This is a genomic window from Streptomyces sp. NPDC048297, from assembly GCF_043201585.1.
Taxonomy (GTDB): Bacteria; Actinomycetota; Actinomycetes; order Streptomycetales; family Streptomycetaceae; genus Streptomyces.
The window spans coordinates 134,891-158,424 of record NZ_JBICZA010000005.1 but is presented as its reverse complement, the minus strand read 5'-3'; the positions used below and the strand labels follow the sequence as shown (position 1 = coordinate 158,424).

Sequence of the window (23,534 nt, the reverse complement as noted above, 5' to 3'; positions counted from 1 at the left end):
AGATTTTTTGCGGGGGTGGGGGGTTGTTTGTTGTGGTTCTACCCTGGGTTTTGGGGGGTTCTCCGGGGGGGGGGGGGGTGGGGCCCCGCGGGGGGGGGGGGCCCCCCCCCCCGGCCCGGCCCCCCCGCCCCCGCCTCACCCGCACCCGCACCCCACCCACCTCACCTCACCTCACCTCACCTCACCTCACCCCCACGCTGAAGTCGGCAGACCGGAAGAAGGAAGAACCCCATGTCCTCCGACGCCATGACGCGTCCCACCTACGGGAACTGGCGACGCCCGCGCCGTCCCGGCCTCGGTCCTCTGGGGCTTCTCGGAACCGTCGTCGCCTTCGGCGGTCTCCTCGTGGCGCTGCTGGCGTCGCTGGTCTCCCTGGCGGCGGCCATCGTCGTCCTGGTCCCGACCGCCCTGTGCCTGGCCCCGCTGGCGCTGCGCACGGCGGACGGCCGCAACGTCTACCAGATCCTGGCCCTGCGCATCGGCTGGATGAAGCGCAAGGCGGACGGCTCGACCACCTACATCTCCGGCCCCCTGTCCCGGCGCCCCGGCGGCCGGTTCCAGCCGCCCGGACTGCTCGCCCGCACCAAGATGTACGAGGGCCGCGACGCGTACGACCGCCCGTTCGGCGTGATCCACCACCCGGGCCGCAACCTGTACACCCTGGTCCTGGCCTGCGAACCCGACGGCGGTTCCCTGGTCGATCCCCAGCAGGTCGACATCTGGGTGGCGTCCTGGGGCGACTGGCTGTCCCGGCTCGCCCACGAACCCGGGCTGCGCGGCGCCCAGGTCGTCGTCGAGACCGCGCCCGACACCGGCACCCGGCTCGCCGCCGAGGTCCTGCCCCGCATCTCCCCCGACGCGCCCGCCGCGGCCCGCGCCGTGATGGAGGAGGTCGTCGAGCGCTACCCGACCGCGTCCTCGGAGATGCACACGTACATCGCGCTCACCTACGGCCCCTCCGGCGGCCCCAAGCGGGAGATCGACGACGTCATCACCGACCTGTCCATGCGGCTTCCCGGGCTGCTGACCGGGCTGGTCGCGGCGGGCGGCGGATCGGCGTCCCCGCTGTCCGCCGAGCGCATCGCCGAGGTCGTACGGGTCGCCTTCGACCCGGCCGTGGCGCCCGACGTGCTCAGCGTGCGCGCGGAGCAGAACACCACCGGTGTGGAGTGGGTCGACGCGGGACCGGCCGCCGCCGTCGAGACCGTCACCGCGTACAAGCACGACTCGGGCGTCTCCCGCACCTGGATGCTGACCCTCGCGCCCCGCGGCACCGTCCGCTCCGGTGTGCTGCGCGGGCTGCTCGAACCGGCGCCCGGCACCCGCCGCAAGCGGGTCTCGCTCGTCTACCGGCCGATCGACCCGGCGACCTCCGCCCGGATCGTGGAGGCCGACCGCCGCGCCGCCCACTTCATGGCCTCGTCACGCGGCGGCCTGGTCCAGGCCCGCGCCAGCTCCGAGATCCGGGCGGCCGAGCAGACCGCGGCCGAGGAGGCGTCCGGCGCCGGTCTGGTCGAGTTCTCGATGATGGTGACGGTCACCGTCGACAACGAGCAGGAACTGCACGACGCGGCGATCACCGTCCGCAACCTCCAGGCGTCCTCGCGCATCCTGATGCGCCCGGCCGACCGCATGCAGGCGTCCGCGTTCAGCTGCACCCTCCCGGTCGGCATCCTGCCCTGGGAGCACACCCTCGTCCCGTACCAGATCAGGGAGGCCCTGTGAGCGGCAAGCAGCGTCCGCAGCGCCCGGCCGTGGCCCCGCCGAGGGGCTGGTACGGGCCGGGCGGCGGCCAGGTCGGCCATCTCGACCCGCCCACGATGTGGCGGGCGACCACCGTGCAGGCGTGCGGCCTGTGGCCGTTCGCGGCCGGTTCGGGCGCCCCGATGACGGGCGTGCCGCTCGGCCAGCACCTGCACACCGGTGCCACCGTGTGCGGCGACCCGATCTCCTGGTTCACCCGGGCCCGGTACATCTCCAACCCGTCCCTGTTCATGCTCGGCATGCCGGGCCTCGGCAAGTCGACGCTGATCAACCGGATCCTGATCGGCCTGTCGGCGACCGGCATCACGCCGCTGGTGCTCGGCGACCTGAAGCCCGACTACGCGGACACCGTGCGGGCCCTCGGCGGCCAGGTGATCTCCATCGGGCGCGGGGTCGGCGGCATCAACGTGCTCGACCCCGGCGCGATGGGTCAGGCCGCGGCGCGGATCGGCGGGGACGCCGGGCGGGTGCTGGCGGCGGAGGCGCACGGCCGTGTCCTCAACATGGTCGCCGCGCTGATCACGATCGTGCGCGGCCGGCCGATGGACGACCACGAGCAGTCGGTGCTCTCGGCCTGTCTGCACCATCTGACGGAGCGCACCGAGAAGGGCCGGGCGCCGCTGCTGCCCGACCTGCTGCGCGTGCTGGACGAAGGGCCCGACCGGGTGCGGGCCGTGACCCTGGACCGCGGTGACATGGCGCGCTACCGGGAGGCCGTCGACCCACTGCACCGCTCCCTCCTCGGTGTGCTGGACGGCCCCCTGGGCGACACGTTCGCCTCCGAGACGTCGACCAGGATCGACCCGGCCTCCCCCGCGGTGTGCGTGGACATCTCCCGCATCGGCGAGGCCGACACCCAGCTGACCGCCGCGGCGATGCTGGCCGCCTGGTCCGACGGCCTCGGCACGGTGTCCGCCGCGCACGCCCTCGCGGACGCCGGACTCGCCCCGCAGCGCTGGTTCTTCACTGTCCTGGACGAGCTGTGGCGCCCGCTGCGCGCCGCGTCCGGCATCGTCGAGCGGATCGACGCCCTGACCCGGCTCAACCGCTCCCTCGGCCTCGGCGACGCCAAGATCACGCACACGCTCAAGGACGCCGAGGCGCTCGGCAGCGAGGCCGACCGGGCGAAGGCGCGCGGTTTCGTGGAGCGCGCCGGCATGGTCGTGTGCGCCGGCCTGCCGCGCACCGAGATGCGGGAGCTGGGCGAGATCGTCGGCATGTCGGAGCGGGAGATCGAGCTGGTCTCGTCCTGGTCCTCGCCGCCCGGCTGGGCCAGCAGCGGAGGGCACGAGGAGCCGCCCGGCCGAGGGCGCTTCCTGATCAAGGTGGGTGGCCGTCCCGGCATCCCGATCAAGGTGTCCATCACCGACACGGAACGCAACCTGCACAACACCAACAACCGCTGGACGGGCAACGGACTGAACCTCGCGAAGCAGAGGGAGGGGTCGCCGCAATGAGTACACGCCCCGCGCGCAAGGGCCATTCCGCCGGGGACGATCTGCTGCCCTGGATCATCCCGGGCGTCGCCGTCCTCGTCGGCGGTGTGTTCGCCGGCGCCTGGCTCGGCGGCACGCTGGGCGCGGCGGCGGGCGGCGCGGGCTGGAACCCGCCGCCGTTCTCCCTGAAGACGCTGAGGACCCTGCTCCAGGACGGCCCCGGGGCCCTGTGGCCCAGCGCGTCGAGCGGCATGGTGACCGCCGGCATGGCCACGGTCTTCGGTGTGTTCGTCGCCCTGGTCGTCGTCCTGGTCATCCTGGTCCGGGGCCGTACGAACCGCACCGAGGGCCTCGCCGGGCGCAAGGAACTGGCCGGCATGCTGCCCAAGGGTGCCGCCGACCGGGCCCGCTCCCTGCGCCCGTCCCTGTCCAAGGCGGCCAGGCTGCAGCCGGACGAGACCGGCAACCTGCTCGGCAACCTCGAACCGAACGGCCCCGAGCTGCGCTCCAGTTACGAGGACGTGGAGCTGGACCTGATGGCCCCGCGCGCCGGCAAGTCCACCGGCATCGCCGTACCGCGCGTGCTGCGCGCCCAGGGCAGCGTGCTGCTGACCTCCAACAAGTCCGACGTCTACAGCGTGACCCGCGCCGAGCGCGAACGCACCGGCCAGGTCTGGGTGTTCGACCCGCAGGGCATCGCGCACAGCGAGCGCGCGATGTGGTGGGACATGCTCGCCGACGCCGCCACCATCGAGGGGGCCCGGCGGCTGGCCGGCCACTTCGTCGGCGCGGTCAACGACGACGCGTCCAAGCGGGACTTCTGGATCTCGGCGGCGCAGAACACCCTCACCGCCCTCTTCCACGCCGCCAACCGGGGCGGGCGGGGGATCGGCGAGGTGCTGGGCTGGCTCGCCGACCCTGCCGACCGCACCCCGGTCGACCTGCTGCGCGACGCGGCCATGCCGGCGCTCGCCGACCAGTTGCAGGGCACGGTCCAGGGCGCCGTCGAGACGCGCGACGGCATCTACGAGACGGCCCGCCAGTGCGTGGCCTGCCTCCTCGACCCGGCCATCGCCGCCTGGGTGACCCCGGATCCGCGGATGCCGCAGTTCCGGCCGGAGCGGCACGTCCTGACCAAGGACACGCTGTACCTGCTGTCCAAGGACGGCGGCGGTTCGGCGGCGGGCGTCATCGCGGCGGCGGCGGACTCGGTGCTGCGGGCGGGCGTCGTCGCCGCCGAGCGCATGGGCGGCCGTCTCGACCCGCCGATGACGGCGGTCCTCGACGAGGCCGCCAACGTCTGCCGCATCTCCGACCTGCCCGACCTCTACTCCCACCTCGGCTCGCGCGGCATCAACATCGTGACGCTGCTGCAGAGTTACCGGCAGGGCGTACGTGTCTGGGGCGAGCCAGGCATGGACGCCCTGTGGGGAGCGGCCACCATCAAGCTGCTGGGCGCCGGCCTTGACGACGCGGACTTCGTCGAGAAGGTCTCCCGGCTGGTGGGCGAGCACGACGTCTCCACGGTCAGCTACTCCAGGAGCAAGGACGGCCGCTCCCGCTCCACCTCCTACCGCCTGGAGCGCATCCTGCCCGCCGACCGCATCCGCGCCCTCCCCAAGGGCACCGCCCTCCTCCTGGCCACCGGCGTCAAGCCGGCCCTGGTCCGGCTGCGCCCCTGGTACGCCGAGCCCGGCGCCGACCGCATCCAGGCCGCCGCCCAGGCCGAGGTGAAGGCCATCACCGCCCGCGCCGCACAGAAAGCGTTCCGATGACCGAGTCCGCCCTGCCCCAGGAGCACTCCGACCGGCCGCCGTTCATCTTCTACATGGACGGCGACGAATACCTCGACGAGCTGCGCAACCTCACCACCTGGGTCTCGGACCTGCTGCTGCCCCTCTACGGCCGCGAGACCACCTCCCAGCAGCCCTGGTGCCCCCGCTGGTGGGAGCACCTGGAGGCGATCGCCCGGCTGCACGCCCTGTGGCTCGCCTGGCAGGAGTACACCGGCGCGGAGGCGGGCGCCTCGGGCCCCTCGGTGTGGCAGCGCGACCATCTCGGCCCGGCGCTGGCCGAACTGCGGTCGCCCTCGGGCCCGTTCGCCGGCTGCAAGGAGGGCAGCCACCGGGCGAAGACCGCCCCGGTCGTGGAACCGTACGACGGCCCGGTCGCCGGCGGCGACACGGGCACCGGCACCGGCACCGACTCCGACCATCCGGACCCGTACGAGGTCAGTCTCTGGTAGACCCGGGTCCGTACCCGGCCGGCCTCCGGTGGGCCCGGGTCCGTACGCAGTCAGCCTCCGATGGACGAGGACGTCATGAACGAGGAACACCGCACCAGCCCCTCCCTGCGCGCCTATCTCGGCCGGTACGCGGCCGGCGGGGTTTCGCGCGAGGAGATGCTCGCCACCGTGGCGAACTGGCCTTTCGAACCCGAGGACTTGGACCCGGGCCACCCCGAGCCCACCCATCAGGACAACACGATGTCCGTGGTCTCGGCCGCGCGTCTGCTCGGGCAGCTGACCCGGCAGGACGTGGAGGAGATCCAGCGCAGACTGGACCGCCGGACATGACCCCCGCCAGGCCGGAAGCCGCACTGAGCCCCGAGTACCAGGGGCTCTACCGCGAGCTGCAGCGGCGCATGGGTCCGGGCGGCGACCTCTCGCCGGGCGACCACGACACCTTCGGCCAATACCGGCGCGGCGTCCTGTGGGAGCCGGGGCGCGAACTGCTGCACGCCGCGATCCTGGAGGACTTCAGGCAGCGGCGCGCCGGCCTGCCCCGTGACGGTCACGCGGCCCTGCTGACCGCGGGGGCGCCCGGCGCCGGAAAGGGCGGCGCGCTGCGCGGGCTCGCCGAGTGGCAGGGCCGCGACGACGAACTGGGGCGCGCACTGGCCGGGGTGCACGGCATCGACGTACGCGACTACGTCGTCCTCGACCCGGACGAGTTCAAGGTCGCCCTGTTCGAGCACGGCGGCGGACCTGAACTGCCGCCCTCCGCCTATGAGTTGCCCGGAGGGCTGCGCCTGTCGCCGTCCGAGACGGCCTCGCTCACCCACCGCGAATCCGCCTATCTGCAGGGCGTGTTCGAGCAGTGGGCGCGCGCCGAGGGGTACAACCTGCTCTACGACGCCACCCTGCGCGACCAGCACTGGAACGTGAAGCTGCTCGGCGACCTGCGCGCCGACGGCTACGACAAGCGGGTCCTGCTGTCCGTCGAGGTACCGCTCGACCAGTGCCTCGCGCAGAACGCGGGCCGCTGGCAGCACGGAAGGGCCGCGTTCGACGCGGGGCGGGACTGGTACGGCGGCCGGATGGCTCCCGAGGGGCTGATCCAGGACCTGTACGCGCGCAGCACGACGGGCCGGGGTCACTCGATCGGCCGCGAGAACGCGGAGAAACTGGTCTCGGGCGGCCTGGCGACCGGCCTGATCACCTCGGACCGCGGCACCTTCCCGGCACGCGCGAGCACGCCCGGAACCGCCGCTCAGAGCTTCCAGCAGGGGGACGCCGTGGTGCGCATCGCGGCGGCGGGGCGGCTGCGGTCGCCGTCGGCCACGGGAACCGGGACAGGGACGGGCAAGGGAGTGGGCACGGGGACGGGGGCAGGGCCGGGTGCGTCGGCGGCGCGGACGACGACTCCCGGGGCCAAGGCTCCGGTCGTACCGCCCCCGTCGGCCGGGAAACCCCGGACGCGATGAGGCGGTTGACGGGACGGTTACCGCTGCGGAGGGCTGAAGTGGTCGATGCCGTCGAGGATGCGCCGGTCGCGCTCCAGGCGGTCCAGCAGCCTGGCGCGCTCGAAGCGGCTCGGGTTCTTCCGGTACGTCTCACGGCCCCGGTCCGAGGTGATCAGTTCCTCGGGGATCCGGTCGGCGCCGGCGGGGAGGAACTTGGCGACCTCCTCCAGCGCGGCGAAGGCGTAGGCGGCCGTCGCACGGTGCCGGCCCTGCTCGGCGGGCGGGGTGTTGAGCAGGCGGATGCCCGCGTCCGTCCCCACCTCGTCACTGACCCACATGAACTCGCCCGGGTCGATGATCCGCGAGGGCTCGGGGCCGCCGAACGCCGGTGGCGCCGGGGGAAGTTCGTCGGCCATCCGGAACTCGAAGCGGCGCGGACGCCCGCACTGCCCGCACACGCCCTCGAACACGGCGACCATCACACCGTCGCGCTGCTCCAGACGGTGCGCGCGCTCGAAGTTCCCGGCCCCGCAGTCGCAGGTGTGCAGGTCCATGTAGAGGTGCGCTTCTTGCATCGAGCGGGCGGTCAACATGGAAGGATCCTACGTGCTGTACGGCACGCGGAGGGGGAGAGCACCAGTGGAACAGGACCCGAATGACCGCGGGACCGACCGGTCCCGGCCCGGCCTGCCTCAGGAACCGGACGTGATCACCGCGACCGATGTCGCGGGCAGCCGCTTCACCGCTATGTCCGCCGCGTCCGCCTCGTCCACAGCGTCCGCCGCGGGCACCGACCAGGCCGCGATCGTCGCGCAGGCCGAGAACACCCTGCCCATGGTCGTGCAGAGCCTGTACGGGGACCGGCTGCGCTCGATCGAGCAACCGGACGGCGACGACCGCCGGTTCGTGCTGACCGACGACCGGGGCGCCACCCTGACCGTGACACTGGACGCGGTGCCGCTGCCGTCGGGGGTGATCGCCCGGACGTACGTCAACACGACGTCGGACAACCACGTCGTGCAGCTGTCCGACCGTATGGACCCGCAGCAGGTCGGCCGGGCCCTGAGCCACGAGGTCGGCGAGATGCTGGCCGTGCGCGACCGCGCGGCCTCGGGTGCCGAACGGGTCCGCGGGGACGCCCTGACGCGCGGCCCCCTGACGTCCGACCGGTTCGCCCTCTCCGAGGAGGACCGGGGGCGGGTGGGCGAGCTGAACTACCTGGCCGCCCGCATGCACGACGCGAGCCTCGGGCTGTCCCAGCGCACGGAGGCGCGCAACGAGTTCTCCGCCCTCCTCGACCACACGGGCCTGCGTCCGCTGTCCCCGGCCCAGAACGCCCCGGCGCACACCCTGGAGCTGCACAGCGCGGAACTCCGGCTCCGTCTCGCCGACCAGCACCTGACCCCCCTGGCCATGGACGCCGTGGGACAACTCGCGCGGCCCGTCGAGCAGTTGTCCGCGTCCGACGCCCGCGCCCTCCAGGGCTTCCGCACGCGCGCCGCGCAGGCGCAGCCGGCCGTCCAGCCGGGGCTGGGCGCGCAGGGCGCCCACCTCATGCCGGGCCTGCGCCCGGACGGCTCCCCCATCCCCCGGGCGGAGCTGGCCGCCGCCGCGGCCCAGGCCGCCGAGGCGCGCACCGCGGCGAGCCGGACCACGGTGGAGCAGCTGCGCGCGGAGGCCACGGCGACGGGGCAGTGGCCGTCCCGCAAGATCGTCATCGGCGGTGGCGCCAGCCTCGTCGGACGCGATCCGGACGCCCTCCTCGTCGACGCGCGGGGCCGCTGGCACCTGGACCCCGGCGAGGGCATCGTGCAGTCCGCCGACCAGGTGCGTGACATGCGGCTGACCGGCCTGGGGGACGCCCATCAGTTCGGGGACGCCACCAGCAGGGTTCCGCGCGACGCGGTGCGGCTGTGGGAGGACACGCTCGCCGTGCGCGGCCCGGTGGTCGACGGACAGGCCCGTCTGATCGCCGCCGAGGACGGTCAGCTGTACGCCCAGATACGTCCCAACGGGTCCCCGGCCGACGGCACGCAGGACCTGTACGTCAGGGTCGAGGGCGCGCCGACCATCGCCACCGGTCTGCCGCCGGAGATGGTGCCGGGTGTCGACCGGGGTGTGCAGAACCTGCGCGAGGCCGTCGACGCCCTCGGCGAGCGGCTGGAGGCCGACGATCCGGTGCTCCCGCGCCTCGCCGGCGCCACCACCGCCCAGGAGACGCTTCAAGCGCTCCAGGACGGGGGGCGGCTGGACTCCCTGCGGGCCGACCCCGAGGCGCGCGGTGCCCTGCAGACGCTCGACGCCACGGCCCAGTGGGAGCAGGCGAGGGCACAGGCGCCGGGCCGGATCTTCATCGGTGACGAGATCGCCGAGAACCGCTTCGACCCGCATGCCGAGGGCGCCCCCAAGACGTGGGTCGTCGCGGGCGCGGGCGGCACCGGTGTGGCCAATGCCGAGATCATCCTGGAGGCCGACCCGGCGGCCCGGGTGACGATCATCGGCCCGAACCTGCCGCCGGCTCTGGAGAACCAGGTCCAGTTCACCGCGATGCGCGAGCGCTTCGCCACCGAGTACGGCGGTGACGGCCGGCTCACCATCGCCATCGACCGCGGCAACCGCGTCGGCGCCGTCGAGATGGTCGACGGGCCGGACGGCCGGCCGCGGTTCCGCGCGGCCGGCGCGGAGGCGGAGGGGTACGTCGGCTGCCTCGGCCGTACCTCGCCCCTGCCCCAGGCGGTGCAGGAGCTGGGCGACCGGACCAGGGCCGCGGGCGGCCAGGTCCGGGGGGACCTCATGTTCGACCAGGACCGCCAGTACCTGGGGTACGGGCTCACGTTCGAGTCGGGCGGGCAGCGGGTCCGGGTCGAGGTGACCGGCGCGGCCTCCCGGACCCTGCCCCGTGACGTGTTCCCGCCCGACACGCAGCGGGCGCTCGCGGCGATGAACGGGCGGCTGGTGCCTGCCCAGACCGGCAACGCGGCCCCGGGCTTCGCCCCGACCGCCTGGCAGGCCTCCCAGCTCGCGACGGCCCGCGCCCAGGGGAGCGTGCAGCTGCACGGCACGGTGCCCGAGGGCTGGCTCAGGCCCACCGCGGTCACCCCCTCCACGGCACCGGCGGGCGGACCCGGCGGCCCCGGCGCCACCCGGTCGACGAACCCGCTGGGCGGCGCCGCCGCCATCCGCTCCTCCCGCGGCCCGTCCGTTCCGGGCCCTCGCCCCGGCCAGTCCCCCGCGACCTCCTCCACGCCGCAGACGGCCCGCATCCCCCGCCCGCCGCAGCCCGGGAACGGCGGGCGCGGCGCGGGAAGGTGACGATGACCGTCCGGAAGAGGACCCGAAGGTGACCATCCGGCACACGGACCGAAGGTGACCGTCCGGAAGAGGGCCCGCCGGCAGGAGTCCGGCGCGGCCCCGCACGCCCATCACGCATCACGACCCACTCGGAGGGATCAGCACGTGCACAGCAAGCGGATGACCATGGCGACGACAGCACTGGTCGGGGCGCTGCTCGCCGGATGCGGATCGGGCGGCGGCGACGGCGGCGGTTCGGGATCCGGCGGCAGCGGGCATCAGGGCTCCGGTACGGGCGCCTCGGCCGTGAAGCTCGCCGTGCCCGCCGCGTACGACGGCGCCAAGGGCTGGGACCAGGAGATCGACTGGGTGCCCGAGGACGCCGCCACGGCTCCGGTGGCGACGGACGGCGAGACGGTCGCCTCCATCGTCCGGTCCGGCTCCGGGTACGCGGTCCAGGCCCGTGACGGCGCGACGGGCAAGGTGCGGTGGACGAGTGCGTCGTACCGGACGCCGGCCGTGGAGGACCCGGAGGCCCGCTGGGCCATGAACACGCCGGGGCTGACCGCGGTTCGGCAGGGCGGCCGCACCTACTTCGCCGCCTGGGCGGTCGGCGCGCCGGACGACGCCCTGAGCACGACCAAGGAGGTCACCCAGGTCACCATCTACCCGGCGGACGCCTCCGGCAGCTCCGTCAAGCCGCTGCACCAGCTGTCCGTGCCCGACGACCACCTGCGCTCGGGCTACGTCGACGTCCGGGACAGCGGGAACGGGCTGCTGGTCCGGTGGGAGTCCGCCGGCGAGCAGAGCGTGGCCGTCGACGCGGCGACCGGCTCGGTCACGCGGTACGACGGGGACACTCCCCCGCTCCCCGGCTGCGCCGACTGCACGGTCGACGCCGTCACCCCGAAGGGCCCCGTCGTGTCGGGCAAGCCCGACGGCCCGTCCGTGCCCGGCGGCTGGACCGGGAAGGGCGTCGCGCCGAAGGGCGTGGCGGGTGACGCGGGCGGCACGGTCGAGGGCGTCCGCGGCGGCGTGCTCGTCGCCGACTGGCAGCAGGCCGACGACACCGACGACTCCAAGCCCCGCATCTGGTCCGCGCACGATCTGAACAGCGGCCGGCTGCTGGCGAGCACGACGTGCGACAGCGACCCGAACGACCACACGCACCGGGCCGTGGCGTCACCGAACGGCACCTACCTGGCCTACGGGCCGATCGTCTTCGACGTCAAGAAGGGCACGGCCCAGTGCCTGGCAGGCGACGACAGCCGCCGCGCCGTCGAGATCCTCGCCCTCGCCGACGACGGCACCGCCTACGGGACGACCGACGACGACTCCGCCGGCAAGCCCGTCATCGAGGTGCCGGCGGGCTCGAACACCCCGAAGGCCCTGACCGCGGGCACCCTGGCCCCCCTGGCGACGCTGACCGGCGCGGCCGTGTTCACCCAGCGGGAGAACGGCAGGGGGCTGCGCCTCTCGGTGCGGATGAAGCGGTGAGGGTTGAGGGCTGAGCGCTGAGCGCTGAGGGCTGAGGGCTGAGGGCTGAGGGCGCCGGGCCGAACCGTCGGTCCCGGCCGGCCTGATCCAAACGACACTCCCTAGGCGCTGATGTCCTTCGCCGTGAACCTCGCCCACGCCGCCGAACCGAACACCGCCGCGTACAGCGCCTGCAGGCCGAGGTTCTTCACCAGGTCGTCCCAGTAGACCGGGGCACGCATCAGGTCGGCGAAGGACAGCCAGTAGTGGGAGAAGAAGTACGGCTGGAGCGCGTGCAGTTGCGGGATCTGGTCGAGGATCTGGACGGTGATCAGCAGGCCGATGGTGGTCGCCATCGCCGCGATGCCGCTGTTGGTCAGGGTCGACACGAACAGGCCGAGAGCGGCGATGCCGAGCAGTGAGGCGGCCACGACCAGGGCGATCAGCAGGGCCCGGCCCAGCCCCTCGGCGAAGCTGATCCGGGTGCCGGAGATGGTGGTGAGGTCGCCGAGCGGGAACAGCAGCGCCCCGACGAGCAGTGCGGAGCCGGCCACGACGAGCGTGGCCAGCACGCAGAACGCCATCACCGTCGTGTACTTGGTGAGCAGCAGCCGGGTACGGCCGGCGGGGGCGACCAGCAGATAGCGCAGGGTGCCGGAACTCGCCTCGCCCGCTATCGCGTCACCGGCGACGACACCGACCGCCATCGGCAGGAAGAACGGCAGGGTGGCGGCGAGCGCCGTGAATACCAGGAACAGCCCGTTGTTGGTGATCTGCGCGATGAAGGCGGGGCCCTCGCCGCCGCCCCCGCCGGCCGTCGAACCGTCCCCTGTCTCGATCTTGACCGCGATCCCGACCAGCACCGGCACCGCCGCCAGCACCCCGAGCAGTGCGAGGGTGCGCCAGCGGCGGACGGTGATGACGAGTTCGCTGCGCAGCAGCCCGAAGGTCCACAGCGGATTCGGCCGGGCCCGGCCGGGTGCGGGTGCGGGTGCGGCCGGTGCCTGACGCGTCTCAGCCCGCGACATCGAAGCCCTCCCCTGTCAGTGCCACGAACGCGTCCTCCAGGGAGGCCCGTTCGAGCGTGAAGCCCCGCACCCGGACGCCCGCGCCGACCAGCGCCGCGTTCACCTCGGCGAGGTCCTGGGCGGGCGGCTCGGCACTGACCCGGTCGCCGTCCACGGTGACGTCCGCGACGCCCTGTTCCTTCAGCACGCGGGCCGCCTCACCCGCGTCCGGAGTGGTCACGACCAGACGGCCGCGCGCCCCGGCGGCCAGGTCGGCCACCGGGCCCTGGGTGACGAGCCGGCCCTGTGTCATCACCGCCACGTGCGTGCACACCTGCTCGATCTCGTCGAGGAGGTGCGAGGACAGGAAGACGGTCGTGCCATCGGACGCCAGTTCGCGGACGAGGGTACGGATCTCCCGCATGCCCTGCGGGTCGAGCCCGTTGGTGGGCTCGTCCAGCACGAGCAGCCGGCGCGGCCGGAGCAGCGCGGCGGCCAGACCGAGGCGCTGTTTCATGCCGAGCGAGTACGCCCTCGCCTTCTTGCCCGCCGCCGCCGCGAGGCCCACCCGGTCCAGTGCGGCGGCGACCCGGGCGCGCCGGGTGCGGGGGTCGGCGGTCGGGTCGGCGCAGTCGTAGCGCAGCAGGTTGTCCCGGCCGGAGAGGAAGCCGTACAGGGCCGGGCCCTCGATGAGGGCGCCGACCTCGGGGAGGACCTGCCGGGCCGCCCGGGGCATGGGGCGGCCCAGGACCCGGGCCGTGCCCGCGGTGGGCTCGATCAGGCCCATCAGCATGCGGATGGTGGTGGTCTTTCCGGAGCCGTTCGGGCCGAGGAAGCCGAAGACGCTGCCCGCCGGGACGGTCAGGTCGAGACCGTCGACGGCGAGCTGTCCGCCGCGGTAGCGCTTGGTGAGGCCGTGCGTGGCGATGACACTCGCCGCGTCGTCCCACGGGCCGCCCTGCTGTGTGGCGGACGGTTCACCCTGCTGCGCGGCGGACGGTTCGTCCATCGGCTCCCCTTCGACTCGTCGTGGTCCGGACGGTAAGGACCTGGCGGCCCCGGAAGGGTCACTTCCCTTCGTTCGCCGCCTTCACCAGCGCGTCCTTGGTCACCGCGCCGACGTACACCTTGCCGTCGTCGGTGATCAGAGCGTTGACCAGGCGGGTGGAGAAGACCGTGCCCTTGCCGAACTTGCCGGACACGTGGTCGCCGAGCGAGCCGAGGAAGCCGCCGAGGTCACCGCCCGGGGAGCCGGACGGGCCCGAGGTGCCGGACGGCAGGCCGCCCTTGGCGCCGGTGTCGAAGGTGGCTATGGCCGTCCAGCCCTTGCCGATGACCTTGCCGCCCTCCCCGCCGCGGCCGAAGCCCCCACCGGGACCCGAGCCGGGCTTCGTACCGTGCTGCGAACCGGGTTTCATGCCGTGCTGCGAACCAGGCTTCGTGCCGTGCTCCGGTGCGTGCTCCCCGGCCTTCGACCCGTCCTTCGACCCGTCCTTCTGCTGCTCGGTGACCTTCGCGCCCTTGGGCGGGGTGAAGGCGAAGGTGGAGGCGGCCGGGCGGGCGAAGGAGACCTGCGTGAAGCCCGCGTCGAGCACGGCGGCGCCGCCGCTCCTCGGGGTCAGCGTGAACTTCAGCGGCATCCCGGTCCTCGCGTCCACCGCGATGTTGATCGCGCCGACCGTGGTGCCGGACTGCTTGGGCTTGATCTGCAGCTTGTAGGCGTCGCGCCCGGCGACCTGGGCGGTGCCGTCGACCGTCACGGACGTGGTGTCGTCGACCGCCTTCAGGGCCTCGTCGGCGAAGTCCTTGGGCGTGGCCGGCGGCTCCTCGGCGCGGTCCTTCCCGCCGGATTCGCCGGCGGTGCCGTGGAAGACCTCGTTGCTCTTGCTGTCGTAGCCCCACACGTCCTTGCCGTTGTGGATCAGGCTGTACTCGGCGCCGCTCTCCAGCAGGGAGAGCTTCTGCCGGTCGGGGCCGTCGGCGGCCACGCGCAGGGTGTGCGTGCCGGTGACCAGCTCGGTGAGCTTGGCCTTCGGGTCCGCGGACGAGCCGCCCCGGCCGCCCTGGGCCGCACCGGACACGAGGCTGCTCTCCAGGCCGCCGAGGTCCGGCAGGCCGAGGTCGGTGCTGACCTTCACCGTGCCGGACAGTTCCTGGACGTCCGACGCGGCGATCTTCTGGATGAGCTGCTGTGCGGTGATCTTGGGCAGGTTGGGGTCACCGGAGTCGGCGAGCGCCGGGACCAGCCCGATCGTGGCCGCCGCCACCCCCATCACCGCGACCGGGACGACGTACCGGGCCGCCTTGCGGCGTCCGGAGCGCAGATCCTCGTCCGGCGCGGCGCCCGTCGCGTCGTCGGTTTCGTACGGTGCCATGTGTGCGTTACCTCCGTCGTCGGCGGCGGCTGTCCTCACGCTGGTCCACCTGAGCCGCCATTCTCACCCGAATCGGTGAGGAGTGGGATGTCCGTGGTTTCCATCAGACCAAATCCGCCGTGCGAAGGCGTCAGACCACGGAGCCAAGTCCGCGTACGCCTGGGGTATGACGCACGAGGGGCGGCGCCTCCCCGATCCGTAGGGGTCGTGGGGGAGGCGCCGCCCTCGTGGTGTGCGGCGGGGCGGCGGCCGGGGCTCGGGAGAGACGGCCGGCCGGGCGGTGAGCGGTGCGCAGGGGCTGTCCGCCCCGGGCCGCAGAGGCCCGCAGAGGCTGTCCGCGCGGCCTCGGAGGCTCTCCCCGCAGGGAGCAGCCCGCCCTGTGCCCGCCCTGAGCCGTAGGGGCTGTCCGCAGGGGCACTCCGCCCCGGGCCCCGTAGGGGCTCGCCAGGTCCTAGCCGGCGCGGTGCACCACGGCGTCGCAGAGCTGGGTCAGCGCCGACTTGGCGTAGCCCTCGGGCAGCGGGGAGAGCGCGGCGCGCGCCTCCTCGGCGTACCGGACGGTGTCCCGGCGGGCCTGCTCCAGCGCGGGGTGGCAGCGCAGGCTCTCCAGCGCACGCGCGTGCAGGGTGTCGTCGCTGAGGTCGGAGTCGAGCAGCTCACACAGGGCGACGTCCTCGGCGAGGCCCAGCCGGGCGGTCCGCTCGCGCAGCCGCAGCACGGGCAGGGTGGGGATGCCCTCACGCAGGTCGGTGCCCGGGGTCTTGCCGGACTCGTGGGAGTCGGAGGCGATGTCCAGGACGTCGTCCGCGAGCTGGAAGGCGACACCGAGGCGCTCGCCGTACTGGGTGAGCACGTCGATCACCGTCTCGTCGGCGCCGGACATCATCGCGCCGAACCGGCAGGACACCGCGACCAGGGAGCCCGTCTTGCCGCCCAGCACGTCCAGGTAGTGCTCGACCGGGTCGCGGCCGTCCTGGGGACCGGCGGTCTCCAGGATCTGCCCGGTGACCAGCCGCTCGAACGCGAGGGCCTGGACACGGACCGCCTCGGGGCCGAGGTCCGCGAGTATCTGGGAGGCGCGGGCGAAGAGGAAGTCGCCGGTGAGGACCGCGACGGAGTTGCCCCAGCGGGTGTTGGCGCTGTCCACACCACGTCGTACGGCCGCCTCGTCCATGACGTCGTCGTGGTACAGCGTGGCCAGGTGGGTCAGCTCCACGACCACGGCCGACGGCACGACGCGCGGCGCGTAGGGGTCGCCGAACTGGGCGGCGAGCATCACGAGCAGCGGCCGGAACCGCTTCCCGCCGGCCCGTACCAGGTGTTGCGCGGCCCCCGTGATGAACGGGACCTCGCTCTTGGTGGCCTCGAGCAAGCCTTCCTCGACAGCCGCCAATCCGGCCTGGACATCGGCTTCCAGAGCCTGGTCCCGCACGCTCAGCCCGAACGGCCCGACGACGGTCACGAGGGGTCTCCTGTCTGCTGGTGTCTGCTGGCGATTACACGGTTTGTCGATAGGTCGCTGCCATCACTCAAGTCAGCGTATCCGGTCCTCTTTCGATCACCGATAGCACCCACCGGTCCACCCCGGGCGGTATCGGGATCATGACCGTTATGTTTTTGATCACCCAATAAGAATGGACATTTATTGACTTAACGGGACGATGCACCCCGCCGTCGAACGCCACGCCGACCGTGCGCGCGTTCGACGCCCCTGAGTACGACTCCGGGGACCGCCAGGTGACAAGTCGGAGACGATCCGGAGGCGACCCGGAGACGATCCGGAGAGGACCGGGAGGCAACCAGGAGGCCGTCTCCCCCCTCTTCAACGAGGGGCGCCTCCCCAGAGGTTCCGGGCCCGGGTGGACCGACACCCCCTAATGGCCGCATTAAGAGCGAATCCAGCCAATCCCCCATGTCCGCTTTTGCGCATTTTGCCGTTTCGTGAATTGGGTCACTCGCACCCCTCGGCGACCCCGCCCGCCCGATCGCCCCTTTCGCCTTGCCCTGCCGGGCAGTTGAGGATTGGCGATCGCAAAGGATCAAGTGCCCCAAAAGCCGCAGAACAAGGTCAACTAGCACTTCAGGTGAATCCACCCCTTGTTCCGGACATGTGCTCTCGCATACGTTCCGGGCCGTCAGACGGACGCCGAATCCTGCCGCGTCTGACACCACCCACTCGACGAACTCATTCGTACGGCAGGAGCGGGGGACCCAGGTAAGTCGCCGGACCGGTCGGCACATGTCGCACCGGAACGGCTAGGGGTGAAGTCGCACCACCTCCAGCGCCCGACGGGCCTGGCGGCGCGGCCGGGCACCTCCCCGCCCGAACCCGACAGCTCACCCCGCAGGCGACGGAGAGGAATACGACATGCCCGCTGCCGCTCAGCCCCGCCGCACCCGCTCGCCCCGCCTCTTCCGCACGCTCGCCGTCGCCGGGACCGGCGCGGCCCTGCTCGCCCTTCCGATCGTCGGCGCCACCAGCGCCTCGGCCGCGGGCACGACCGGCTCCACGCCCTCCACCACGCTCGCCGGGTACCCCAACAACCTGGACGGCTGGATCCGCGAGTCGCTCGCGATCATGGGCGAGAAGAAGATCCCGGGCACGTACAACGGCATCTACCGCAACATCATCCGTGAGTCGTCGGGCAACCCGAAGGCCATCAACCTCTGGGACTCCAACGCCGCCAAGGGCATCCCGTCCAAGGGCCTGCTCCAGGTCATCGACCCGACCTTCAACACGTACCACGTGGCGGGCACGGCCTTCGACCCGTACGACCCGGTCGCGAACATCACGGCCGCCTGCAACTACGCGGCCGCGCGCTACGGGTCGATCGACAACGTCTTCGGCGCCTACTGATCCACCGGCCCCACCCACAGGCCTGACCCCCACGGGCCTGACCCGCGGGCCTGCCCCCCACAGGCCCCGCCCCCGCAGGCCTGACCCCCACAGGCCTGATCCGGCCGGCTGACCCATCCGGCGGGGGGCCCTGACGAGCCCCTGGTCAGCCGGCCGGAAACAGTCTTTCGAGGACGACGGCGACACCGTCGTCCTCGTTCGACGTCGTGACCTCGTCGGCGACGGCCTTGAGTTCCGGATGGGCGCCGGCCATGGCGACACCGTGGGCGGCCCAGTCGAACATGGGGATGTCGTTGGGCATGTCGCCGAAGGCGAGGGCCTGTTCGGCACGGACCCCGAGATGCCCGGCGGCCAGCGCGAGCCCCGTCGCCTTGGTGACACCGCACGGCTGGAGCTCCACGGTCCCCGGCCCCGACATCGTGACCGTCGCGAGCGAGCCCACCGCCGCGCGCGCGACCGACGCCAACTCGTCGTCGGACAGCTCGGGATGGCGCAGCAGCACCTTGCTGATGGGCTGGCACCACAGGTCGTCGCGCCGGCCGACCCGCACGGCGGGCAGGGTCGGGTGCGGCATCCGGTACCCGGGCTCGATCAGCGTGAGCCCGTCCACCCCGTCCTGGTCGACGGCCGCGTACACCTGGCCCACCTCGGCCTCGATCTTGCCGAGCGCGACCTCCGCCAGCTCCCGGTCCAGCCTGACCGACCACAGCAGCCGGCCGGCCCCGGCGTCGTAGACCTGCGCGCCCTGCCCGCACACCGCGAGCCCGGTGCCGCCGAGGGTGTCGAGCAGCGGCCGTACCCGAGGGGCCGGGCGCCCCGTCACCACCAGATGACGCGCACCAGCGCGCGCCGCCCGCGCGAGCGCGGCGCGCGAACGGTCGGAGACGGTGTCGTCGCCGCGCAGCAGCGTCCCGTCCAGGTCGGTGGCGATCAATGTGTATACGGGAGGTGCGGCCATGCCCAGAGAATACGGACCGCGCACCCCTCGACTCACCCCGCGCTTCCCGCACTTGTGCGCTGCCCTGCCCCGTGCGACACCGCCGGGGCGCCCCCGGAGGCACTGCCCAAGAAGCGCACCTCGGCCGTAACGTGTGGCGCGACCACATGGAACACAGCGCCATGCACGGCCAGGATGAGAGCGAGGCAGTACCCCATGCCCCCCTTCGACGTCCCCGAGGGCGACCCCTTCGGTCCGCACAATCTTCCCTATGGTGTGTTCTCGCCCGCCGGCGGCGCGGAGCGCAGGGTCGGCGTCCGGCTCGGTGACCACGTCCTCGACGCGGGCGCCGCAGCCGCCGCGCTCGGCTCCCCGTACGTCTCCCTGCTCGCCCGGCCCGGCCTGGACGCGCTGCTGGCGGCCGGGCGCACCGCCTGGTCGGACGTGCGGCGCGCGCTGACGGCGTGGGTGACGGTGCCCTCCCACCGCTCCGCGATCGAGCCGCTGTTCCACCCCTTGTCGTCGGTGACCCTGCACCTGCCCTTCGAGGTGGCCGACTACGTCGACTTCTACGCCTCCGAGAACCACGCCCGCAACGTCGGCCAGATCTTCCGCCCGGACGCCGAGGACTCCCTGACCCCCAACTGGAAGCACCTGCCGATCGGTTACCACGGCCGCTCCGGCACCGTCGTGGTCTCGGGCACGGACGTCGTACGGCCGTCCGGGCAGCGCAAGGGCCCCGGCGACCCGGCCCCCGTCTTCGGCCCCTCCGTCCGGCTCGACATCGAGGCGGAGGTCGGCTTCGTGGTCGGCGCGCCCTCCGCACCGGGCCGCCCGGTCGCACTCGGCGACTTCCGCGAGCACGTCTTCGGTCTCTGCCTGCTGAACGACTGGTCGGCGCGGGACATCCAGGCCTGGGAGTACGTCCCCCTCGGACCGTTCCTCGGCAAGTCCTTCGCGACCTCGGTGTCGGCGTGGATCACCCCGCTGGAGGCGCTGGACAGCGCGCGCGTGGCACCGCCCGAGCGCACGCACCCGCTGCTGCCCTACCTGGACGACGCGGCCCCCGGGATCGAGCCCGGCGGCTACGACCTGCGGATCTCCGTCGCCGTCAACGGCCAGGTGGTGTCCGAGCCGCCGTTCTCCACCATGTACTGGACCGCCGCCCAGCAGCTCGCCCACATGACCGTCAACGGGGCCTCGCTGCGCACCGGTGACCTGTACGGCTCGGGCACGGTCAGCGGCCCGGCGCACCACCAGCGCGGCTCCCTGCTGGAGCTGACCTGGAACGGCCGCGACCCGCTCGAACTCCCCGACGGCAAGCGCGCGTTCCTGGAGGACGGCGATGTCGTGACGATGACGGCGTGGGCGCCCGGCGAGGACGGGAGCCGGGTCGGCCTGGGCGAGGTCAGCGGGCGCGTCGTGTCGGGCTGAGCCAGCAACCACCGGGCGCGACGCGATCGGAGCCGGACACCTGACGCGTGGCCGTGTCCCCGTCATACTGGCGGGGACACGCACCACGCGACGCGCCCTCGGCGTGTCACCCCGCACCACCTGCCCCGCCCCCTCTCCGACCAGGAACCGGAGCCCCGGCATGGCCATCTGCCTGCTCCTGCTGACCGTCGTCGGCCTGACAGCCGCCGTACCGGTGCCGCGCGCGCTGACCCGGGCCGTGTGGCCCGAGCGGGAACCCGTGGTCGCCCTGTGGGTGTGGCAGTGCCTCGTCGTCACGGTCCTGCTGTGCTGTCTGACCGCGCTGGTGCTGGGCACGGCGGCCGTCTTCCACACCGTCCGCGACCGGGTGTTCGCGCCCGCGCCGCCCGCGGTCACCGCCGCGTACGACCTGTCCACCGCTCCGGTGTGGGCCACCGCCCTCACCGTGCTGCTGGCCTGCGGGGCCGCCTGGACGACCGCGATGCTCGCCCGGGAGCTGACCGAGATGCGCCGCCACCGCGGCCAGGCCCGCGCCCAGCTGCGCGAACGCGCCCCCGACCTGCCCGCGGGGCTGCCCGCGACGCGGGGGCCGATGCTGGTGCTGGAGGACGAGTACCCGGACGCCTGGTGGATGCCCGGCCACCCGCCCCAGCTGGTCGTGACCACGGGGGCGCTGCAGCGCCTGACCGACCACCAGCTGGACGCGGTCCTCACCCACGAGCGCGGCCACGCCCGCGCCCACCACGACTGGCTGCTCCACCTGTCCACCGCCCTCGCCACCGGTTTCCCGCGTGTCCCGCTCTTCGCCCACTTCTGCGACCAGACGCACCGACTGGTCGAGCTGGCCGCCGACGACACCGCCTCCCGGCGCTGCGGCCACCTCACCACCGCCCTCGCCCTGATCGAGCTGAACCAGCACCGGGGTGTCCTGTCCTGCGCCTCCAGCAACCGTCTCCTCGGCGAGCGCGTCGACCGCCTTCTGGAGCCGCCGCCGCGGCTGCTGCGCAGGCACCGGGCGCTGACGACGACGGTGGCGGCGCTGGTGCCGCTGCTGCCGCTGCTCATCACCTTCGCCCCGGGACTGACGGCACTGTCCTGAGGCGCCGGTTCCGGCCGGCCCCGAGCCGCTCGGACCGGCCGCTCGGACCGGTCAGCCCCGAGCCGCTCCGACTGGTCGGCCCCGGGCCCCTATATCCAGTCCTCCGGCTCCGGTTCCGGCTCGTCCGCGGGCCAGTCGTCCGCGGGTGACTCGCCGGGTGCGGGCGGCTCACCGACGGAGCCGGCGGCACCGGCGACTGATGCTGAGCCGGCGGCACCGTCCAGGGTGGCCAGTACCGCGAGGACCTCCTCGCCGTACGTCGCCAGCTTCTTCTCGCCGACCCCGCTGACCGTGGCCAGCTCGCGCACCGAGCCCGGCATGCGGGAGACGATCGCGCGCAGGGTCGCGTCGTTGAAGATGATGTACGGCGGGACGCCCTGTTCCCGGGCCTGCCCGGTGCGCCAGACGCGCAGCGCCTCGAAGGCGGGGAGCAGCTCCTCGGGCAGCTCGACAACGGCGGCCTTGGCCTTGCCGCCGCCACGGCCGGAACCCGCGCCGGAACCAGAACCGGAACCGGACCGGGAGACGGACGGCTTCTTCGGTTCCTTGCGCAGCGGCACCTCCCGCTCTCTGCGCAGCACCTCGCCGCTCGTCCCGGTCAGCACGAGCGTGCCGTACTCCCCCTCGACCGCCAGTAGCCCCTGGGCCAGCAGCTGCCGGACGACGCCCCGCCACTCGCCCTCGGAGAGGTCCTGGCCGATGCCGAACACGGACAGCTGGTCGTGGTCGAACTGGATCACCTTGGCGGTGCGCTTGCCGAGCAGGATGTCGACGATCTGCAGGGCGCCGAACTTCTGCCCGCGCTCGCGCTGCAGCCGCACCACCGTCGACAGCACCTTCTGCGCGGCCACCGTGCCGTCCCAGGTCTCCGGCGGGGTCAGGCAGGTGTCGCAGTTGCCGCAGCCCGAGGTCCCCGGTTCCTGGCCGAAGTAGGCGAGCAGCCGGCCGCGTCGGCAGCCGGCGGTCTCGCACAGGGCGAGCATCGCGTCGAGGTGGGAGGCCGCCCGGCGGCGGAACGCCTCGTCGCCCTCGCCGAGCTGGATCAGCTTGCGCTGCTGCACGACGTCGTTGAGGCCGTAGGCCATCCAGGCGGTGGAGGCGAGGCCGTCGCGGCCCGCGCGGCCGGTCTCCTGGTAGTAGCCCTCGATCGACTTGGGCAGGTCGAGGTGGGCGACGAAACGGACGTCCGGCTTGTCGATGCCCATGCCGAACGCGATGGTCGCGACCACGACCAGGCCGTCCTCGCGCAGGAACCGGGACTGGTGGGCCGCGCGCGTGCCCGCGTCCAGGCCCGCGTGGTAGGGCACCGCCTCGACGCCGTTGGCGCTGAGGAACTCGGCCGTGCGCTCCACCGAGTTGCGGGAGAGGCAGTACACGATGCCGGCGTCGCCCGGGTGCTCCTCCCGCAGGAAGGCGAGCAGCTGCTTCTTGGGGTCGGCCTTGGGCACGATCCGGTACTGGATGTTGGGCCGGTCGAAGCTGGCGACGAAGTGGCGGGCCGTCGGCAGGTTCAGGCGCTGGGTGATCTCCTGGTGGGTGGCGTGGGTCGCCGTGGCCGTGAGCGCGATCCGGGGGACGTCGGGCCAGCGCTCGCCGAGCAGGGACAGGGAGAGGTAGTCGGGGCGGAAGTCGTGGCCCCACTGGGACACGCAGTGCGCCTCGTCGATCGCGAAGACGGAGATCTTGCCGCGGGAGAGCAGGTCGAGCGTGGCCTCCACACGCAGCCGCTCCGGGGCCAGGTACAGCAGGTCCAGCTCCCCGGCGAGGAACTCGGCCTCGACCACGCGCCGCTCGTCGAAGTCCTGCGTGGAGTTGATGAAGCCGGCCCGCACACCGAGGGCGCGCAGGGCGTCCACCTGGTCCTGCATCAGCGCGATCAGCGGGGAGACCACCACGCCCGTACCGGGCCTCACCAGGGCCGGGATCTGGTAGCACAGCGACTTGCCGCCACCCGTCGGCATCAGGACGAGGGCGTCGCCGCCCCCGACCACGTGCTCGACGATCGCTTCCTGCTCGCCGCGGAAGGCCTCGTACCCGAAGACCCGGTGCAGCGTGGCGACCGCCTCGCTCCCGGCACTCTCGGCAGCCTCTGCCATCTCCTTGATCACGCCCGTCCCGCCTATCGCCGTGCCCCCGTACGTCGTCCCTCGACCACTGCCTCAACGATAGGGGTC

18 protein-coding genes and 1 riboswitch are annotated in these 23,534 nt (G+C 73.1%); of the genes, 11 read left to right on the top strand and 7 right to left on the bottom strand.

Features of this window, described 5'->3' with window-relative positions; all coding sequences use genetic code 11:
* Positions 1-231 precede the first annotated feature (231 nt).
* The 6 genes from ACGFYV_RS07475 to ACGFYV_RS07450 are packed head-to-tail and all read left to right on the top strand — an operon-like array spanning position 232 to position 6,905.
* Positions 232-1,725 carry an SCO6880 family protein gene (locus tag ACGFYV_RS07475; protein ID WP_393877422.1) on the top strand — a complete coding sequence of 498 codons (1,494 nt, stop codon included), beginning with the start codon at positions 232-234 and terminating at the stop codon, positions 1,723-1,725.
* On the top strand, positions 1,722-3,221 hold the full coding sequence (locus ACGFYV_RS07470; protein WP_393877421.1) for an ATP/GTP-binding protein: 1,500 nt from the start codon (positions 1,722-1,724) through the stop codon (positions 3,219-3,221). The genes ACGFYV_RS07475 and ACGFYV_RS07470 overlap by 4 nt, the downstream gene beginning before the upstream one ends.
* Positions 3,218-4,975: a type IV secretory system conjugative DNA transfer family protein gene (locus tag ACGFYV_RS07465; protein ID WP_393877420.1), complete on the top strand. Its 1,758-nt coding sequence runs from the start codon at positions 3,218-3,220 to the stop codon at positions 4,973-4,975. Before ACGFYV_RS07470 ends, ACGFYV_RS07465 begins: the two co-directional genes overlap by 4 nt.
* Positions 4,972-5,445 (top strand): DUF4913 domain-containing protein, encoded by a 474-nt coding sequence (locus tag ACGFYV_RS07460; RefSeq protein WP_393877419.1) that lies wholly within the window; start codon positions 4,972-4,974, stop codon positions 5,443-5,445. The genes ACGFYV_RS07465 and ACGFYV_RS07460 overlap by 4 nt, the downstream gene beginning before the upstream one ends.
* Before the next feature lie 60 nt (positions 5,446-5,505).
* Positions 5,506-5,775: a hypothetical protein gene (locus tag ACGFYV_RS07455; protein WP_393877418.1), complete on the top strand. Its 270-nt coding sequence runs from the start codon at positions 5,506-5,508 to the stop codon at positions 5,773-5,775.
* Entirely contained in the window at positions 5,772-6,905 is a 1,134-nt protein-coding gene (locus ACGFYV_RS07450) for a zeta toxin family protein (protein ID WP_393877417.1), read from the top strand. The genes ACGFYV_RS07455 and ACGFYV_RS07450 overlap by 4 nt, the downstream gene beginning before the upstream one ends.
* A 17-nt stretch (positions 6,906-6,922) precedes the next feature.
* On the opposite strand, the gene ACGFYV_RS07445 is transcribed toward ACGFYV_RS07450, so the two are convergent.
* A complete protein-coding gene (locus ACGFYV_RS07445) occupies positions 6,923-7,477 on the bottom strand; it encodes a hypothetical protein (protein ID WP_393877416.1) in 555 nt (184 codons plus the stop codon).
* A gap of 112 nt (positions 7,478-7,589) precedes the next feature.
* Here ACGFYV_RS07445 and ACGFYV_RS07440 point away from each other — a divergent pair, with 112 nt between their 5' ends.
* Positions 7,590-10,196, top strand: a complete 2,607-nt coding sequence (locus tag ACGFYV_RS07440) for a hypothetical protein (RefSeq protein WP_393877415.1) — start codon at positions 7,590-7,592, stop codon at positions 10,194-10,196.
* A gap of 144 nt (positions 10,197-10,340) precedes the next feature.
* Positions 10,341-11,672: a hypothetical protein gene (locus ACGFYV_RS07435; RefSeq protein ID WP_393877414.1), complete on the top strand. Its 1,332-nt coding sequence runs from the start codon at positions 10,341-10,343 to the stop codon at positions 11,670-11,672.
* Between the two features lie 101 nt (positions 11,673-11,773).
* Here the strand turns inward: ACGFYV_RS07435 and ACGFYV_RS07430 are convergent, their stop codons facing one another.
* From ACGFYV_RS07430 to ACGFYV_RS07415, 4 genes are all read right to left on the bottom strand, one after another.
* On the bottom strand, positions 11,774-12,679 hold the full coding sequence (locus tag ACGFYV_RS07430; RefSeq protein WP_393877413.1) for an ABC transporter permease: 906 nt from the start codon (positions 12,677-12,679) through the stop codon (positions 11,774-11,776).
* A complete protein-coding gene (locus tag ACGFYV_RS07425; RefSeq protein ID WP_393877412.1) occupies positions 12,666-13,667 on the bottom strand; it encodes an ABC transporter ATP-binding protein in 1,002 nt (333 codons plus the stop codon). Before ACGFYV_RS07425 ends, ACGFYV_RS07430 begins: the two co-directional genes overlap by 14 nt.
* A 58-nt stretch (positions 13,668-13,725) precedes the next feature.
* Entirely contained in the window at positions 13,726-15,033 is a 1,308-nt protein-coding gene (locus tag ACGFYV_RS07420; protein WP_393877411.1) for an outer membrane lipoprotein carrier protein LolA, read from the bottom strand.
* 451 nt (positions 15,034-15,484) lie between these two features.
* Positions 15,485-16,495: a polyprenyl synthetase family protein gene (locus tag ACGFYV_RS07415; protein ID WP_393877410.1), complete on the bottom strand. Its 1,011-nt coding sequence runs from the start codon at positions 16,493-16,495 to the stop codon at positions 15,485-15,487.
* Positions 16,496-17,200: 705 nt separating this feature from the next.
* A riboswitch (cyclic di-AMP (ydaO/yuaA leader) is annotated at positions 17,201-17,397 on the top strand.
* Positions 17,398-17,401: 4 nt separating this feature from the next.
* Here ACGFYV_RS07415 and ACGFYV_RS07410 point away from each other — a divergent pair.
* Positions 17,402-17,890: a transglycosylase SLT domain-containing protein gene (locus tag ACGFYV_RS07410; protein ID WP_393877409.1), complete on the top strand. Its 489-nt coding sequence runs from the start codon at positions 17,402-17,404 to the stop codon at positions 17,888-17,890.
* A gap of 145 nt (positions 17,891-18,035) precedes the next feature.
* Here the strand turns inward: ACGFYV_RS07410 and ACGFYV_RS07405 are convergent, their stop codons facing one another.
* Positions 18,036-18,848, bottom strand: coding sequence for an HAD family hydrolase (locus ACGFYV_RS07405; RefSeq protein WP_393877408.1), 813 nt, complete (start codon positions 18,846-18,848; stop codon positions 18,036-18,038).
* Positions 18,849-19,043: 195 nt separating this feature from the next.
* Between ACGFYV_RS07405 and fahA the strand changes: the two genes are divergently transcribed.
* On the top strand, positions 19,044-20,261 hold the full coding sequence (gene fahA, locus ACGFYV_RS07400; RefSeq protein WP_393877407.1) for a fumarylacetoacetase: 1,218 nt from the start codon (positions 19,044-19,046) through the stop codon (positions 20,259-20,261).
* 160 nt (positions 20,262-20,421) lie between these two features.
* On the top strand, positions 20,422-21,360 hold the full coding sequence (locus ACGFYV_RS07395) for a M56 family metallopeptidase (protein ID WP_393877406.1): 939 nt from the start codon (positions 20,422-20,424) through the stop codon (positions 21,358-21,360).
* Positions 21,361-21,449: 89 nt separating this feature from the next.
* Here the strand turns inward: ACGFYV_RS07395 and recQ are convergent, their stop codons facing one another.
* Positions 21,450-23,456 (bottom strand): DNA helicase RecQ, encoded by a 2,007-nt coding sequence (gene recQ / locus ACGFYV_RS07390; RefSeq protein ID WP_393877405.1) that lies wholly within the window; start codon positions 23,454-23,456, stop codon positions 21,450-21,452.
* Positions 23,457-23,534: the final 78 nt, after the last annotated feature.

What these genes read in the sequence shown, in the direction of transcription:
- ACGFYV_RS07475 (WP_393877422.1), top strand. Translation starts at nt 232, where the DNA reads ATGTCCTCCGACGCCATGACGCGTCCCACCTACGGGAACTGGCGACGC.
- ACGFYV_RS07465 (WP_393877420.1), top strand. Translation starts at nt 3,218, where the DNA reads ATGAGTACACGCCCCGCGCGCAAGGGCCATTCCGCCGGGGACGATCTG.
- ACGFYV_RS07460 (WP_393877419.1), top strand. Translation starts at nt 4,972, where the DNA reads ATGACCGAGTCCGCCCTGCCCCAGGAGCACTCCGACCGGCCGCCGTTC.
- ACGFYV_RS07455 (WP_393877418.1), top strand. Translation starts at nt 5,506, where the DNA reads ATGGACGAGGACGTCATGAACGAGGAACACCGCACCAGCCCCTCCCTG.
- ACGFYV_RS07450 (WP_393877417.1), top strand. Translation starts at nt 5,772, where the DNA reads ATGACCCCCGCCAGGCCGGAAGCCGCACTGAGCCCCGAGTACCAGGGG.
- ACGFYV_RS07445 (WP_393877416.1), bottom strand. Translation starts at nt 7,477, where the DNA reads ATGTTGACCGCCCGCTCGATGCAAGAAGCGCACCTCTACATGGACCTG.
- ACGFYV_RS07430 (WP_393877413.1), bottom strand. Translation starts at nt 12,679, where the DNA reads ATGTCGCGGGCTGAGACGCGTCAGGCACCGGCCGCACCCGCACCCGCA.
- ACGFYV_RS07425 (WP_393877412.1), bottom strand. Translation starts at nt 13,667, where the DNA reads ATGGACGAACCGTCCGCCGCGCAGCAGGGTGAACCGTCCGCCACACAG.
- ACGFYV_RS07420 (WP_393877411.1), bottom strand. Translation starts at nt 15,033, where the DNA reads ATGGCACCGTACGAAACCGACGACGCGACGGGCGCCGCGCCGGACGAG.
- ACGFYV_RS07410 (WP_393877409.1), top strand. Translation starts at nt 17,402, where the DNA reads ATGCCCGCTGCCGCTCAGCCCCGCCGCACCCGCTCGCCCCGCCTCTTC.
- ACGFYV_RS07405 (WP_393877408.1), bottom strand. Translation starts at nt 18,848, where the DNA reads ATGGCCGCACCTCCCGTATACACATTGATCGCCACCGACCTGGACGGG.
- fahA (WP_393877407.1), top strand. Translation starts at nt 19,044, where the DNA reads ATGCCCCCCTTCGACGTCCCCGAGGGCGACCCCTTCGGTCCGCACAAT.
- ACGFYV_RS07395 (WP_393877406.1), top strand. Translation starts at nt 20,422, where the DNA reads ATGGCCATCTGCCTGCTCCTGCTGACCGTCGTCGGCCTGACAGCCGCC.
- recQ (WP_393877405.1), bottom strand. Translation starts at nt 23,456, where the DNA reads ATGGCAGAGGCTGCCGAGAGTGCCGGGAGCGAGGCGGTCGCCACGCTG.